Raw genomic sequence first — 14,963 nt, 5'->3', positions numbered from 1 at the left:
TCGACGACCGAATCCATCACCACGTCGTGGCGCCGAAATAACCTGTCCACCTGGAAAAGGACCGCCCCACGTCCGCAATTCTGCGGTTGTCCCGTCGTCTTATCCGATCAATTCCACCCGAATCGGCAACAACGCGGGCCCGCCGTCGCGGGCGAACCGGTCAGCCCCGCTGGAGCGTGGTGAGCATGGCCTCGATGGCGATCCGCGGCTTCACGTTCAGCTCCAGCGCGGTCCGGCAGTTCAGCACGGCCTCCAGCCGGCGCAACGTCGACTCCGGCGACCACTGCGCCGCCGCCGCACGCGCGTCCTCCGCCCGGTCCGGGTGGTTGAGCACGGCCCGCGCGCCCGTCGCGGTCACCAGCACGTCCCGGTAGAACGCGGCCAGGTCGACCAGGGCCTGGTCCAGCGAGTCCCGCTGGGTCCGGGTGGCCCGCGACTTCTGCCGCTTCTCCAGGTCCTTCAACGCGCCCTTCGCCCCGCGTGACGCGGCGGCCGTGCCCTTGCCCGTGCCGCCGGCGCCCATGGCGGTCTCCAACGCCTCGCGCTCGGCCACGTCACGGCTCTCGTTCGCGGTCTGCGCGTCGCCCTCGGCGGCCGAGACGAGCTGGTCGGCGCACGTGAAGATGTCCGCGGGCCGCCGCAACGCGGTCGGGATCCGCAGCACCGCCTCGCGCCGCGCCCGCGACTCCTCGTCGGTGGCCAACCGCCGCGCCCTGGCCACGTGCCCGCCGCACACCGAGGCCGCCCACGACGCCACCTCCGGCGCCACGCCCTCCTGCTCCAACGCCGACGCGATCGCCGCGGTGCGCGGGGTCGCCAGCGACACGATCCGGCAGCGCGACCGGATGGTCACCGACACGTCCTCGGGGTGGTCCGACGGCGCGCACAGCAGGAACACGGTCCGTGCCGGAGGCTCTTCCACCGCTTTGAGCAGCGCGTTCGCCGCGCCCTCGGTGAGCCGGTCGGCGTCGGCGATGATCACCACCTGCCACCGCCCCGACGTCGGCCGCCGGGCCGACACCTGCACCAGCGACCGCATCTCGGCCACCGAGATCGACAGGCCCTCGGGCGCGACCACCCGCACGTCGGCGTGCGTGCCGGCCACCGTCGTGTGGCACCCGGCGCACGAGCCGCAGCCCGGCCGGTCGTCCACGGCGACGCACTGCAACGCGGCGGCGAACGCCCGTGCGGCGACCAGGCGCCCCGACCCGGGAGGCCCGGTGAACAGCCACGCGTGCGTCATCGCGCCCGACGCCGGCGTGCCGCCCGCCACGATCGACGCGGCGGCCTCCGCCGCCGCCGACAGCACCGCGACCGCCTCCGGCTGGCCGACGACGTCGCCCCACACACCACCGCTCACCAGGCGACCGTACCGATCCGTCAGGGCGTCTCCGCCACCGGCTTGACCGGCATCCTGGTCCGCCGGGCCAGCAGCGGCAGCACGGCGGTCCGCACCCGGGCGGCGACCTCGTCCTCGGTGCCGTCGGCGTCGACCACGACGTACCGCTCCGGGTCGGCCGAGGCCATGTCGGTCAGCAGCTTCTGCACCCGCCAGTGGTGCTCGACGGTGTCCAGCGTGCCGCCGGAGGCCCGCACCTTGGGCGGCATCCGGTCCAGCAGCACGGTCATGTCCGGCCGAAGCCGGCCGGTGGCCCAGTCGACCAGGCCCTCCACCTCGCGCGGCTCCACGCTGCCCGCCGCGCTGAAGTGCGCCAGCGGGCTGTCGACGTACCGCTCCATGACGACCAGCGCGCCGTTGTCCAACGCGGGCCGCACCTCGCGCTCCACCACGTCGGCCCGCACGGCCGCGGCCACCAGGGCGTGCGCCCGCACCCCGGCGAGGTCTGCGGTGGTCAGCAGGTTGCGCAACCGCTGCTCGTCCAGGTCCGGGTCGGAGGCGAGCACGACCTCGCGGCCGGTCTCGCGCAACGCCTCGGCCAGCCGCCTGGCCTGCACGGACGTGTCCTGCCGGGTGTCGCCCTCGACCGCGATCAGCACGCCGGCGGTCCGCCGCGCCCGCCCGCGCAGCGCCGCGAGCAGGTCGGACAGGAAGGGCTCGGAGCGCCGGTTGTCCATCTGCCGGTAGGCGATCAGCCCCAGCAGGGCGGCGATCACGCCCGCGCCGAACAGCACCGGCCGGGTCCCGTCCACCACCATCGGGTGACCGAAGACCGTGACCGTGCGCTTCTGCACCAGCGTGACCAGCAGCGGAGCGGTGGCCGACGCGGCGAACAGCACGATCTTGAGCAGCGACTGGAGCAGCGCCACGGTCCGGCCGCGCATCGCGTCCTCGACCTGCGAGCCGACGATGGTCAGGCCGGTGAGGAACGCCATGCCCGCCGACGCGCCGACGCACGCCACCGCGACCAGCGCCACCCACAGGTGCGGCGCGAACGCCACGAACAGCAGGCTCACGCCCGCGACCAGGATCGTCACACCGAACAGCCGGTCGTACGGCAGCCGCCGGGCCATCCGCGGCGCGGTCGCCATGCCCAGCGCCAACCCGGCGAACACGGCCACGAACAGCAGGCCGAACGTGGAGTCACCGCCCAGCAGCGACAGCGAGTACGGGGTGGCCGTGCCGATCACCGCGCCGGCCGCGGCGAACGCGCCGATCATGCCGATGACCAGGCCGCGGACCAGCGGCGTGCGGGCGGCGTACTTCATGCCGTCGCGCAGCATGGCGAAGAAGCCGGGCGCCTCGCCGTTCTCGCGGGTGCGCTTGACCGCGGCGATCCGGCCGGACAGCTCCGGGATGCGGGTCGCCACGATGATCGCCGACGTCACGTACAGCGCGCCGTTGACCATGACCGCGATGGTCGCGATGCGGAACTCGAGGTCGCTGTTCTGCAGGCCGAGGTAGCCGGGGATGCCGGAGATGATCGAGTACAGGCCCGCGCCGGAGATGACCGAGATGCCGTAGGTCATCACCAGGCCGAGCTGGTTGGCCGTCTCCACCTGGTCGGGCCGGCGCAGCAGGTTCGGCACCGCCGAGTCCTTGGCCGGGATCCACAGCATCGCGCAGCAGCCGACCAGGAAGTTCGCGATGAACAGCCACCACGCCGTGCCGACCAGCGCGATCGAGATGAACAGGCCGCCGCGCAGCAGGTCGCAGACCACCATGATCTTGCGGCGGTCGAACCGGTCCGCGAGCACGCCGCCGAGCGGGGCGAACAGGATGCCGGGCAGCAGCTGGGTCAGCACGACCAGGCTGAGCGAGAAGCTCTGCCACTGGTAGCTGTCCATCATCTTGGTGACGAGGCCGGTCAAGGCCAGTAGTGACAACCAGTCACCAACGCTGCACAGATAGGTGACACCCCAGAGCCTGCGGAACGGCCGGATCGCCAACACGCTGCGAATCCGGTGGCTGGTCGAGGCCGCTGTGCCGCCGTCCTGGATGGTGCTCACCCCCGCCGATGGTGCAGGCGGTAAGGGTAGCCGGACCGATTCACCCGTCTGACCACATCCGCCGTTCGGGTGACCTGAGCGACATCAGCGCACGAGGTCGACCACGGCTTCGATGATCTCACGCACGACGTTGAACAGCAGCCCGCTGAGCGCGGCCAGCACCACCAGGCACCCGATCAGCCCGCCCTTGCCCTTCTTGGGCGCCTGCGGCCCTGAGGTCGGGCCCGCCACGTCCTGGTGGGGCTGACGACGGGCCAGCCCGGCGTGCGGCACGTGCGCCGCGGGCTCGCCCGACACCTGCTGGGCCGGAGCGCGCACCGGCTTGCGTGCCGCCGCACGACGGTTCGGCGCGACGTACGCCGGTCCGGGCTCCGGCACGGGCGCCGGCGTCGGCGGCGCGATCGGCGGCACGGCCTTCGCCACGTGGTGCTCGCCCGTCACCAGGCCCGCGAGCGGGTCCGGGAACAGCGGCGGGGGCGGGGGCGGCTGCGTCCCGTCGTAGCCGGACCGACCGGCGTCGAGCCGGCCCGCGTCGGAGTCGCCCACCGCCCCGCCTCCCCTAGCTCTTGGTCTTCGCCGGAGCCTTCTTCCGCGCGGGCGCCTTCTTGGCCGCCGGTGCCTTCTTCTTCGTCGTCGGCCCCTTGGCCCGCTTCTCGGCCAGCAGCTCGGCCGCCCGCTCGTCGGAGAGGCCCTCGACGCTGTCGGACTTGCGCAGCGACGCGTTGACCTCGCCGTCGGTCACGTACGGGCCGAACCGGCCCTCCTTGACCACCATCGGCTTGCCGGAGACCGGGTCCGCGCCCAGCTCCTTCAACGGCGGCGCGGCGGCGGCCCGGCCCCGCTTCTTCGGCTCGGCGTAGATCTTGAGCGCCTCGTCGAGGGTGACCGTGAACAGCTGGTCCTCGCTGGTCAGCGACCGCGAGTCGGTGCCCTTCTTCAGGTAGGGCCCGTACCGGCCGTTCTGCGCGGTGATCTCCGCGCCGGTCTCCGGGTCCTTGCCGACCACGCGCGGCAGCGAGAGCAGCCTCAGCGCGTCGTCCAGCGTGACCGTGTCCAGCGACATCGACTTGAACAGCGAGCCGGTGCGCGGCTTCGGCGCCTTCTTGGTGCCCTCGGGCGCCTCGGGCAGCACCTCGGTCACGTACGGGCCGAACCGGCCCTCCTTGGCCACGATCTCGTGCCCGGTGACCGGGTCGTTGCCCAGCGAGCGGCCTTCCTGCGGCGTGGCGAACAGCTTGTCCGCGATCTCGCGGTTCAGCTCGTCCGGCGGCAGGTCGTCGGGCAGGTTCGCCCGCTGCGCGCTGGTCGTGCCGTCCTCGCCCTCGACCTCGCGCTCCAGGTACGGCCCGTAGCGGCCGACCCGGACGTAGACCGTGCGGCCCTCCACGTCGGGGAACAGCGGGATCGAGTTGACCTCGCGGGCGTCGATCGCCTCGACGCTCGACCCGACCAGCTTCTTCAGCCCGCCGGAGCGGCCGACCGACGACTCGGGGCCGACGTTGCCGCCGAAGTAGAACCCGGACAGCCACGTGGTCCGCTCCTGCCGGCCCGCGGCGATGCCGTCGAGCTCGTCCTCCAGCGCGGCGGTGAAGTCGTAGTCGACGAGCCGGCCGAAGTGCTGCTCCAGCAGCCCGACCACGGCGAACGCCACCCACGACGGGACCAGGGCGGAGCCCTTCTTCCACACGTAGCCGCGGTCCTGGACGGTGCTGATGATCGAGGCGTAGGTGGAGGGCCGGCCGATGCCGAGCTCCTCCATCGTCTTGATCAGGCTCGCCTCGGTGAAGCGCGGCGGCGGCGAGGTCGAGTGGCCGTCCGCGGACAGCTCGGCGGCCAGCAGCGCCTGGTCCTTGACCAGCTGCGGGAGCCGCGACTCGGCGTCGTCGGACTCGCCGCCCGCCTCCGAGTCGACCGTCTCCACGTAGGCCTTCAGGAAGCCCGCGAAGGTGATCGTGCGGCCGGACGCGGCGAAGGTGACGTCCTCGCCGCCCGCCGTGGTCCCGGAGATGCGGACCGACGTGGTGTTGCCCCGCGCGTCGGCCATCTGGGAGGCGATCGTGCGCTGCCAGATCAGCTCGTAGAGCTTGAACTCGTCGGACTCCAGCTCCCGGGCCACCTGGCCGGGGGTGCGGAACACCTCGCCGGCCGGGCGGATCGCCTCGTGGGCCTCCTGCGCGTTCTTGACCTTGCGCGTGTACTGGCGCGGCTCCTTGGACACGAACTGCGAGCCGTACAGCTCGGTGGCCTGCGCGCGGGCCGCCGCGATCGCGGTCTCCGACAGCGTCGTGCTGTCGGTGCGCATGTAGGTGATGTAGCCGTTCTCGTACAGCTTCTGCGCGGTGCGCATGGTGCGGTCCGCGGAGAAGCGCAGCTTGCGGCCCGCCTCCTGCTGCAACGTGGAGGTCATGAACGGCGCGTACGGCTTGCGCGTGTACGGCTTCTCCTCGACCGAGGAGACCGTCATCGAGGCGTTGACCAGGCCGTCCGCGATGGCCCTCGCGTGCGCCTCGTCCAGCACGCGGACGTCGGCACCCGCCTTGAGCCTGCCGTCCGGGCCGAAGTCGCGGCCCGCGGCCAGGCGCGTGCCGTCGACCGCGATCAGCCGGGCGCCGAACGTGCGGGGCGCGGCGTCCTCGCCCGCGTCCATGGTCGCCGAGACGTCCCAGTACGAGGCGGTGACGAACTTCATCCGCTCGCGCTCGCGCTCGACCACGATCCGGGTCGCCACGGACTGGACGCGGCCCGCCGAGAGCTTCGGCATGACCTTCTTCCAGAGCACCGGGCTGACCTCGTAGCCGTAGAGGCGGTCGAGGATGCGGCGGGTCTCCTGGGCGTCGACCAGGTCCTGGTCCAGGTCGCGCGGGTTCGCGGCGGCGGCGAGGATCGCGGGCTCGGTGATCTCGTGGAACACCATCCGCCGGACCGGGACCTTCGGCTTCAGCGTGTCGAGCAGGTGCCAGGCGATGGCCTCGCCCTCGCGGTCGCCGTCTGTCGCGAGGTAGAGCTCGTCGACGTCCTTGAGCAGCTCTTTCAGCTCGGAGACGGTCGACTTCTTGTCCGGCGTGACGACGTAGAGCGGCTCGAAGCCGTGGTCGACGTCGACCCCGAGGCGGGCCCACGGCATGCCCTTGTACTTCGCGGGCACGTCGGCCGCGCCGCGGGGCAGGTCGCGGATGTGCCCCTTGGATGACTCCACGACGAAGTCGCTGCCGAGGTACGACGCGATCTTCCGCGCCTTCGCGGGCGACTCGACGATCACCAACCGCCGGTTGCCGCTCGCTGATCCCCCGTTTGTCTTCCTCGCCCGTGTCGATCCAGCCACGCCGTCCCGCTCTCTTCGAACACTGTGTCCCGACCCGCCAGTGTGCACTGTCCTTCGTCGCCGCTGGGCAGCCCTGGTCGGGACAGGGTGACACAACTGTGCCGGATCCTCCGCCAGGAGGACGCGCTACGCGGCCGGCCAGGTGCGTTCCGCGACGCCCCTGGGCGCGCGTCCGACCAGCTCGGCGAGCCGTTCGAGCCGCCGTCTGCCGACGACGCGCAACGCCGGTCCCCCGGCTTTCCCGGTCAAGAGTGTCGAGGGCAGGCCCGACGTGGCCAATGCTTTTCGCAACGCTTCGTGCGTGTCGGGCGCCTCGGGGTCGAGGCCGAGGAGGTACCCGGAGCCGGACTCGACCCACCGGCCGGACGTGAGCGCCCACAGCCGCAGGGCCGCGCCGTCGAGCGTGAAATCGGGCGGGACGACCTTGCGGTCGCCGTCGAACCACTGCGCCGCCAACCCGGCCAGGTCGGTGCGGAAAGCCGTCGTGACCTGCCACGCCTCGATGACCACGGGTTCGGCTGTCACGGTCTCGGTCTCGCCCTCGGCAGCTTCCGCTTCCGGCTCCGGCGCGGGCTCGGGTTCCGGCTCGGCGGCTGCCGGTCCGCGCCGGCCCGACCCGATCACGACGGGCGCGAACCCGTCCGGCTCGTCGTCGACCAGCTCGTCCAGGGGCTCGCCCAGGTCGTCGAGAGGTTCGACCAGCTCGTCGAACGGGTCGTCGGGGACTGGTTCGTCAGGAACGGGCTCGTCCGGGGCTACCTCGTCCGGGGCTACCTCGTCCGGATCGGGCTCGGCCGCGGCGGCCTCGGTCCCGGCCGGCTCGTCCACCCCTGACTCGTCCACCCCTGGTCCGGCCGCTTCGGGCTCGTCCTCGGTGGCCCCGGCCGCGACCTGCACCGTCCGCACGAGTTCCACCCGGGCCTGCACGCCCCGCTCGGCCAGCGCCGCCACCACCGCGGCGGCCCGGTCCCGGGTGTCGAGACCCACCGACACCCGGGCCGCACGTCCGCGGGCGAAGCCCAGCGCCCGGCCGGGCCCGCACAGCAGGCCCGCCAGGTCACCGACGCAAGGCTGTCTCGCCTCGGCCGAGTAGAAGGACAATTGCCCCACGAAGACGCAGCGTAGAACACACGTTCGACCACGGCCAGTCTCCGAAGGGCTGAACCACGTACCCCAATGGCCTCACGCGTCCCAGCGGTGTCAGCTGCCGAGGCTCTTCAGCGTCTCGGCCATCGCCACGCACTCCGGCGCCTCCTTGAACGCCTGGCCGAGCTTCGGGTCCTCCTGCAGCTTCTTGATCTGTTCCTGCAGCTTGGACGGGTCCGCCTGGTCGCCGCCCAGCTGCTCCAGCTTGGTGGCGAACTCCGGGTCGGCCGGGTCCAGCGCCGCCAGCTCGGTGTTGACCTCGGTCAGCGTCTTGCCCGAATCGGTGAAGAACTTGACCAGCTCGTCGTGCAGCTCCTGGCTCTCGGGCGACGGCGCGCCGAGGTCCTCGAGCTTCGCGCCCGCCTCGGTCAGCGACTTGCCCGCCTTGGAGCTGTAGTCGAGCAGCGCGGTCTTCTGCACGGCCGGGTCCTCGGCGCCGCCCTCGAACATCGTCTTCAGCAGGGTCAGCACGCCCTCGATGGTGGGCGCGATGCCCTCGCAGAACGTGCCGGTCCACACGATCGGGTCAGCGGTGGCCGCCGCGGTCGTGGTGGTCGTGGTGGTCGCGGTCGAACCGGACGACGAGGACGAGCCGCCACCCCCGCACGCGGACGTGACGAGGACTGCGGCGAACACGCCGGCGAGCGCGACACGGTGCTTCACGGAAATGCCCCCCAAATCGGGTGAAAAAGGTGAGGGGGCAACCTACTACGAGGTCGGCGTGACGGCTTCCGACGGCCTCAGCGTCCGCAGGTCCTGGCAGGCCGGCGCCTTCTCGGCCGCCGAGGACAGCTCCGGCGACGCCTCCAGCTGCTTCAGCGGCGCGACGAAATCATCCAGCCGGGTGATGGCCTCCCCGGCGGCCTGCAACCCGCCGACCGGGTCGTTGGCGTCCGCCGCCTCGATGGCCGCCTTCGCGTCGCTGAAGTTCTTCGCGATGTCGGTGAACGTCGCCGCCATCTGCTCGACCTGCTGGTCACCGCCCGCCACCGGCGAGGGGCCCACGTCGCGCAGCTTGGTCGCGGTCTGGGTGAACGCGTCGGCCATCTGGCCCATGTACGCGCCCATGTCGGCCTTCAGCTTCGCCGGGTCGTTCGCGTCCAGCTGCGGCGGTGTCTTCGGCACCGTGGCGAACGACGCCGCCGCCGTGCACACCTTGTCCATGTACGCCACCGCCGCCGCGTCGGACGGAGCCGCGGACGACGACGTGGGCGCGGTGGAGTCACCCCCGGACCCGCACCCGGCAACCGCCACGACCAGGGTGGTCGCGGCGACCAGCGGCAGAAGTCTCATCAGGGTGCTCCCCATCGTTGCGTGCAACTCCGATCCCGGGCGACACCGAACAGTGTGCCCCCATCCGGGCGCGCCCACCCGGCCTACCCGGACGTGGGAGGGCGGGGTGCCCCCGACTGCGGCACCCCGCCCTCCCACTCGCACGTCACGCGGAGGTGGTGACCTCCGCCGGGGTGTCCGAGATCGCCGTGCCGCGCCGCTTGGACACGACCACGGCGCCCACGATGACCACGACCGCCACGATCGCGATCGCGTACCGGATGCCGGCCGACTCGCCGGAGCCGACGGAGAACCCGACGATCGCGGGCGCGATCAGCACCGAGACCAGGTTCATCACCTTGATCAGCGGGTTGATGGCCGGACCGGCGGTGTCCTTGAACGGGTCGCCGACGGTGTCACCGATGACGGTCGCGGCGTGGGCGTCGGAGCCCTTGCCGCCGTGGTTGCCGTCCTCGACCAGCTTCTTCGCGTTGTCCCAGGCGCCACCGGAGTTGGCCAGGAACACCGCCATCAGCGTGCCGGTGGCGATCGCGCCGGCCAGGTAGCCGGCCAGCGGGCCGACGCCGAGGCCGAAGCCGACCGCGATCGGCGCCAGCACCGCGAGCAGGCCGGGGGTGGCCAGCTCGCGCAGCGAGTCCTTCGTGCAGATGTCGACGACCTTGCCGTACTCCGGCTTGACCGTGCCGTCCATGATCCCGGGGTTGTCGCGGAACTGGCGGCGCACCTCGAACACGATCGCGCCGGCCGCGCGGGTCACCGCGTTGACCGCGAGACCGGAGAACATGAACACCACGGCCGCGCCGATGATGAGGCCGACCAGCACGTTCGGGCTGAACACCACGTTGGTGAACGACACCGGCACCTCGCCGAGGCCCACCTGCACGTCCCGCAGCGCCTGCTCGATCGCGTCCTTGTAGGAGCCGAACAGCGCGGTCGCCGCCAGCACGGCGGTGGCGATCGCGATGCCCTTGGTGATGGCCTTGGTGGTGTTGCCCACCGCGTCGAGCTCGGTGAGGATCTGCGCGCCCTCGCCGTCCACGTCGCCGGACATCTCCGCGATGCCCTGCGCGTTGTCGGAGACCGGGCCGAAGGTGTCCATGGCCACGATGACGCCGACCGTGGTCAGCAGGCCGCAGCCGGCCAGCGCGACCGCGAACAGCGACACGACCACCGAGCCGGACAGCAGGAACGCGCCGTAGACCGCGCCGCCGATGACCAGCGCGGTGTAGACCGCCGACTCGAAGCCGACCGAGATGCCGGACAGGATGACGGTCGCCGCGCCGGTGAGCGAGGTGCGGCCCACCTCCTTGACGGGCTTGTGCTCGGTGCCGGTGAAGTAGCCGGTCAGCCACAGGATGACGCCCGCCAGCACGATGCCGATGATCACCGCGACGGCGGCGATCAGGGCCGGGTTGCCCGGCGTGCCCGCGATCTCCTCCGACACGCCCGCGAGGCCCGCGAACGAGCTGGGCAGGAACACGAACGCCGCCACCGTGCACAGCACCGCCGAGACGACCGCCGAGATGTAGAACGAGCGGTTGATCGCGGTGAGGCCGTTCTCGCCGGTGCGGGCACTGGTGATGTAGACGCCGATGACCGCCGTGAGCACGCCGATCGCGGGCACGATCAGCGGGAACAGCAGGCCCTTCGCGCCGAACGCGGCCGTGCCGAGGATCAGCGACGCGACCAGGGTGACGGCGTAGGACTCGAACAGGTCCGCCGCCATGCCGGCGCAGTCGCCGACGTTGTCGCCCACGTTGTCGGCGATGGTCGCGGCGTTGCGCGGGTCGTCCTCGGGGATGCCCTGCTCGACCTTGCCGACCAGGTCCGCGCCGACGTCGGCGGCCTTGGTGAAGATGCCGCCGCCGACCCGCATGAACATGGCGAGCAGGGCGGCGCCGAAGCCGAAGCCCTCCAGCACCCTGGGCGCCTGGCCGACGTAGACGAACACGACCAGGGCCGCGCCGAACAGGCCCAGGCCGACGGTGAACATGCCGACCACGCCGCCGGTGCGGAACGCGATCCGCATGGCCTTCTCCCGGCCGCCGGTCTCCTTGGCCGCGGCGGCGACGCGCACGTTCGCGCGGGTCGACAGCCACATGCCGAGGTAGCCGATGACGGCGGAGAAGCCGGCGCCGACGAGGAAGAACAGCGACCTGCCGATCCGTTCGCCGATGTCCTCGGCAGGAAGCGCGAACAGCAGCACGAACACGATCACGACGAAGATGCCGAGCGTTCGGAACTGCCGGTTGAGGTAGGCCGCTGCGCCCTCTTGGACCGCCTTGGCGATGTCCTGCATCTTGGAGGTGCCCTGGCCCGCGGCCAGCACCTCCCGGAGCAGCACGTAGCCCACGGCCAGGGCAGCCAGGGCGACCACGGCGACCACGGCGACGAGGCCGCGATCACCTCCGGAGAGCTCGAGGCCCTCCGCGAGGAATTGCCGGGACATCCGTCCTCCTGGTGAGTTTTCCAAGCCCAATGTCAGGGCCACCCCGCTGGTGTGAGGCGGGTCACTCACGCGACTGTCAGCCCCGACACAACGTGATGCACCCCTCATTGGATGCGATAGCGGCGGAGTCTATTCATAGTGCGCAACCAGGCAACAACGCGTCCCGATCCGTACACACACCGTTATCCGCAGAGGTGGGGTTCGGATGTCCCCCGGGTGTGCGAAGCTGCGCCCCGTGGCGAACCAGGGACGTCGTTTGCTGGACCGTGTCCTCGCCGGGGTACCCGCGGGCGAATCGCCGTTGACGCACACCGAAGAGCAGCCCCCGCGTCCCGCGCAACCCGTCGAGTGGCCGTCGTGGGCAGCCGAACCGGTGGTGTCGGCGCTGGTGGAACGGGGTGTGGCCCAGCCGTGGCGGCACCAGGCGCAAGCGGCGGAGCACGCGTGGTCCGGATCGCACGTCGTGGTGGCGACGGGCACCGCGTCGGGCAAATCGCTGGCGTACCAATTGCCGGTCCTGAGCGCGTTGACAGTTGATCCGAAGGCAACAGCTCTGTACCTCTCGCCCACGAAGGCGTTGGGCGCGGACCAGTTGAGATCGGTGAGCGGTTTGGGCGTGCCGGGCGTGCGCGCGGCGTCGTTCGACGGCGACACGCCGATGGCGGAACGCGATTGGGTGCGGGCGCACGCCAACTGGGTGTTCAGCAACCCGGACATGCTGCACCGCGGCGTGCTGCCCAACCACGCCCGGTGGATCAGGTTCCTGCGCCGGCTGTCGTACGTGGTGGTCGACGAATGTCACACGTACAGGGGAGTTTTCGGTTCCCACGTGGCGTTGCTGCTGCGGCGGTTGCGGCGGGTCGCGCAGCGGTACGGCGCGGATCCCGTGTTCGTGCTGGCGTCGGCGACGGTGGCCGATCCGGCGGCGTCGGCGGCGGCGCTGCTCGGCGCGCCGTGCGAGGCGGTGACCGAGGACGGGTCGCCGCGCGCGGGGCGGACGGTGGCGTTGTGGGAGCCGCCGCTGCTGGACGACCTGGAGGGCGAGAACGGGGCGCCGGTGCGGCGTTCGGCGGGCGCGGAGACGGCGCGGATCCTGGCCGACCTGGTCGTGGAGGGCGCGCGGTCGTTGGCGTTCGTGCGGTCGCGGGTGGGCGCGGAGCTGACCGCGTTGGGCGCGCGGCGGGTGTTGTCGGAGGTCGACCCGTCGTTGGCCGAGCGGGTGGCCGCCTACCGGGGCGGGTACCTGCCGGAGGAGCGGCGGGCGCTGGAGCGTGCCGTGTCGTCGGGCGAGCTGCTCGGCGTGGCGACGACGAACGCGTTGGAGCTCGGCGTCGACATCGTCGGGTTGGACGCCGTGGTGGTGGCCGGTTTCCCGGGCACGCTGGCGTCGTTCTGGCAGCAGGCCGGGCGGGCGGGGCGGACCGAGGACGCCGACGCGCTGGTGGTGTTCGTGGCGCGGGACGACCCGTTGGACACCTACCTGGTGCACAACCCGTCGGCGGTGCTGGACAAGCCGGTCGAGGCGACGGTGCTGGACCCCGCGAACCCGTACGTGCTGGAGCCGCAGCTGGCGTGCGCGGCGGCGGAGCTGCCGCTGACGCCGGAGTCGCTGGAGTCCTTCGGCGGTGACGCGGCACTGGCCGTGGTGGAGGACATGGTGGCGCGGCGGGTGCTGCGGCGGCGGCCGAACGGCTGGTACTGGACCTCGCACGACCGGCCGCACTCGTCCGTGGACATCCGCGGGTCCGGCGGCGAGCAGGTCGTGGTGGTGGAGGCCGACTCGGGGCGGATGCTCGGCACGGTCGACCCCGGTTCGGCGTGCTGGCAGGTGCACTCCGGCGCCGTCTACCTGCACCAGGGCGAGTCGTACGTGGTGGACGAGCTGGACCTGGACAGCGGTCTGGCGATGGTGCACGCGGAGAAGCCGGACTGGACGACGACCGCGCGCGACACCAAGGACATCTCGGTGGTCCGGGTGCTGGAGAAGCGCTCGTTCGACGGGGTGACGGTGTGCCTCGGCGAGGTCGAGGTGACCTCGCAGGTCGTCGGTTACCTGCGGAAACTGCCGTCCGGGCAGGTGGTCGACTCGGTGCCGCTGTCGCTGCCCGCGCAGACCTTGGTGACACGGGCGGTCTGGTACACGGTGTCCGCGGAGTTGTTGGGCAGTGCGCCGGGGGGCGCCGGTCTGGCTCCGGCGCGCGTCCCCGGCGCACTGCACGCCGCCGAACACGCGGCGATCGGCCTGCTACCGCTCTTCGCGACCTGTGACCGCTGGGACATCGGCGGAGTCTCGACCGCGCTGCACCAGGACACCGGGGAGGCGACGGTGTTCGTGCACGACGGTCATCCCGGGGGAGCCGGGTTCGCCGACCGCGGGTTCAACGCGGTAGTCCCGTGGTTGGTCGCTACTAGGGAGGCCATCGCGGCTTGCGCGTGCCCGGCCGGGTGCCCGTCCTGCGTGCAGTCGCCGAAGTGCGGGAATGGCAACGATCCGCTGGACAAGGCGGGCGGGGTGGCCGTGCTGGACGTCGTGCTCGGGGTCGTCGGGGAGAGCCGCCACGACGTCCGGCACGGCCGAGTCGATCAGGACCGGTCGGCGGCGACCAGGCCGTAGGCGCTGGTGCGGTCGGCGGCCTGGAGCAGGGCGTCGCGGACCACGTCCACGTGCGGCAGGTGCCACGCGCAGATCTGCGGCTTGACGCGCCAGTGCACGACGCCGACGTGGCCCGTGCTCGGCGGCAGCGGGACGTACTCGCCCTGGCCGTAGTGCTTGACGTCCGGGTCCGTGACCGGCGTGCCGCCGGAGGCGACCAGGAACATCCAACGGCCTTCCGGGGTCGCCACGATCGGCACCGGGACGCCGGCGGCCCGCAGCTCGACCGCGGCGCGGCGGCCGAGGTCGGCGCTCACCTCGACGGCGTCCACGCCGTGGCCGGTGGCCAGCAGGATGCTGTAGGAGTGGCCCGCCCACCAGGTGGCGACCTGCTCCGCCTTGGTGCCGATGCGCTCCTGCCAGTCGCGGTGCACCGGGACCGGCCCGAGGTCCTCGACGCCGTCGCGCCCGGCCCACCGCTCACCCGCCGGATAGGTGCCCGGCAGCACAGGCCACCCGTGCCACGCGAGGTTGACCGCCTCTGCGCGCAGCTCGATGCGGAAGGCCCCGCGCCAGCTATCCGACCACTCCATCTTTCGTTCGCCTCCTGCGTCCTGCGTCCACGACACCGTGTCGCGCGTCGTTCGACACCGTGTCGGTGCCACCACTTGAACTAACGCCATGACCGGGGGTTTTGGTAACCGCCTGTCGACAACTGGTCGTTGTGGCACGGCGAACGCGGCGGCCGGGGG

General features: G+C 72.0%; 10 protein-coding genes. 1 reads left to right on the top strand and 9 read right to left on the bottom strand.

What is annotated here, in order from left to right; genetic code table 11:
• Positions 1–160: 160 nt before the first annotated feature.
• The 8 genes from AB0I91_RS34280 to AB0I91_RS34245 form a co-directional block, all read right to left on the bottom strand.
• The gene (locus AB0I91_RS34280; RefSeq protein WP_498779288.1) at positions 161–1,360 is read right to left on the bottom strand and encodes a DNA polymerase III subunit delta'; all 1,200 of its coding nucleotides are present in this window, start codon (positions 1,358–1,360) and stop codon (positions 161–163) included.
• Positions 1,361–1,380: 20 nt separating this feature from the next.
• On the bottom strand, positions 1,381–3,408 hold the full coding sequence (locus AB0I91_RS34275) for a bifunctional MFS transporter/dTMP kinase (protein WP_499615667.1): 2,028 nt from the start codon (positions 3,406–3,408) through the stop codon (positions 1,381–1,383).
• A gap of 84 nt (positions 3,409–3,492) precedes the next feature.
• Positions 3,493–3,954: a hypothetical protein gene (locus tag AB0I91_RS34270; protein ID WP_499640635.1), complete on the bottom strand. Its 462-nt coding sequence runs from the start codon at positions 3,952–3,954 to the stop codon at positions 3,493–3,495.
• A gap of 13 nt (positions 3,955–3,967) precedes the next feature.
• Positions 3,968–6,730: a type I DNA topoisomerase gene (gene topA, locus AB0I91_RS34265; RefSeq protein WP_498779283.1), complete on the bottom strand. Its 2,763-nt coding sequence runs from the start codon at positions 6,728–6,730 to the stop codon at positions 3,968–3,970.
• Positions 6,731–6,856: 126 nt separating this feature from the next.
• Entirely contained in the window at positions 6,857–7,840 is a 984-nt protein-coding gene (locus AB0I91_RS34260) for a hypothetical protein (RefSeq protein WP_499640633.1), read from the bottom strand.
• 90 nt (positions 7,841–7,930) lie between these two features.
• On the bottom strand, positions 7,931–8,539 hold the full coding sequence (locus AB0I91_RS34255) for a hypothetical protein (RefSeq protein ID WP_498779280.1): 609 nt from the start codon (positions 8,537–8,539) through the stop codon (positions 7,931–7,933).
• 45 nt (positions 8,540–8,584) lie between these two features.
• Complete coding sequence (locus AB0I91_RS34250; RefSeq protein ID WP_499615673.1) at positions 8,585–9,169, bottom strand: hypothetical protein; 585 nt, start codon at positions 9,167–9,169, stop codon at positions 8,585–8,587.
• A gap of 145 nt (positions 9,170–9,314) precedes the next feature.
• On the bottom strand, positions 9,315–11,618 hold the full coding sequence (locus AB0I91_RS34245) for a sodium-translocating pyrophosphatase (protein ID WP_498779277.1): 2,304 nt from the start codon (positions 11,616–11,618) through the stop codon (positions 9,315–9,317).
• 205 nt (positions 11,619–11,823) lie between these two features.
• Here AB0I91_RS34245 and AB0I91_RS34240 point away from each other — a divergent pair, with 205 nt between their 5' ends.
• Entirely contained in the window at positions 11,824–14,232 is a 2,409-nt protein-coding gene (locus AB0I91_RS34240; protein ID WP_499640631.1) for a DEAD/DEAH box helicase, read from the top strand.
• Here AB0I91_RS34240 and AB0I91_RS34235 read toward each other — a convergent pair.
• The gene (locus tag AB0I91_RS34235; RefSeq protein ID WP_498779275.1) at positions 14,202–14,804 is read right to left on the bottom strand and encodes a bifunctional DNA primase/polymerase; all 603 of its coding nucleotides are present in this window, start codon (positions 14,802–14,804) and stop codon (positions 14,202–14,204) included. The two genes, AB0I91_RS34240 and AB0I91_RS34235, sit on opposite strands and share 31 nt — an antisense overlap.
• Positions 14,805–14,963 lie beyond the last annotated feature (159 nt).

The organism is Actinosynnema sp. NPDC049800, from assembly GCF_040656635.1.
Taxonomy (GTDB): domain Bacteria; phylum Actinomycetota; class Actinomycetes; order Mycobacteriales; family Pseudonocardiaceae; genus Actinosynnema.
This window is presented reverse-complemented; position numbering and strand designations above follow the sequence as displayed.

Bases quoted from the DNA above. Each gene is read 5' to 3' on its own strand.
- AB0I91_RS34250 (WP_499615673.1), bottom strand. From the start codon at position 9,169: ATGAGACTTCTGCCGCTGGTCGCCGCGACCACCCTGGTCGTGGCGGTT.
- AB0I91_RS34245 (WP_498779277.1), bottom strand. From the start codon at position 11,618: ATGTCCCGGCAATTCCTCGCGGAGGGCCTCGAGCTCTCCGGAGGTGAT.
- AB0I91_RS34240 (WP_499640631.1), top strand. From the start codon at position 11,824: ATGTCCCCCGGGTGTGCGAAGCTGCGCCCCGTGGCGAACCAGGGACGT.
- AB0I91_RS34235 (WP_498779275.1), bottom strand. From the start codon at position 14,804: ATGGAGTGGTCGGATAGCTGGCGCGGGGCCTTCCGCATCGAGCTGCGC.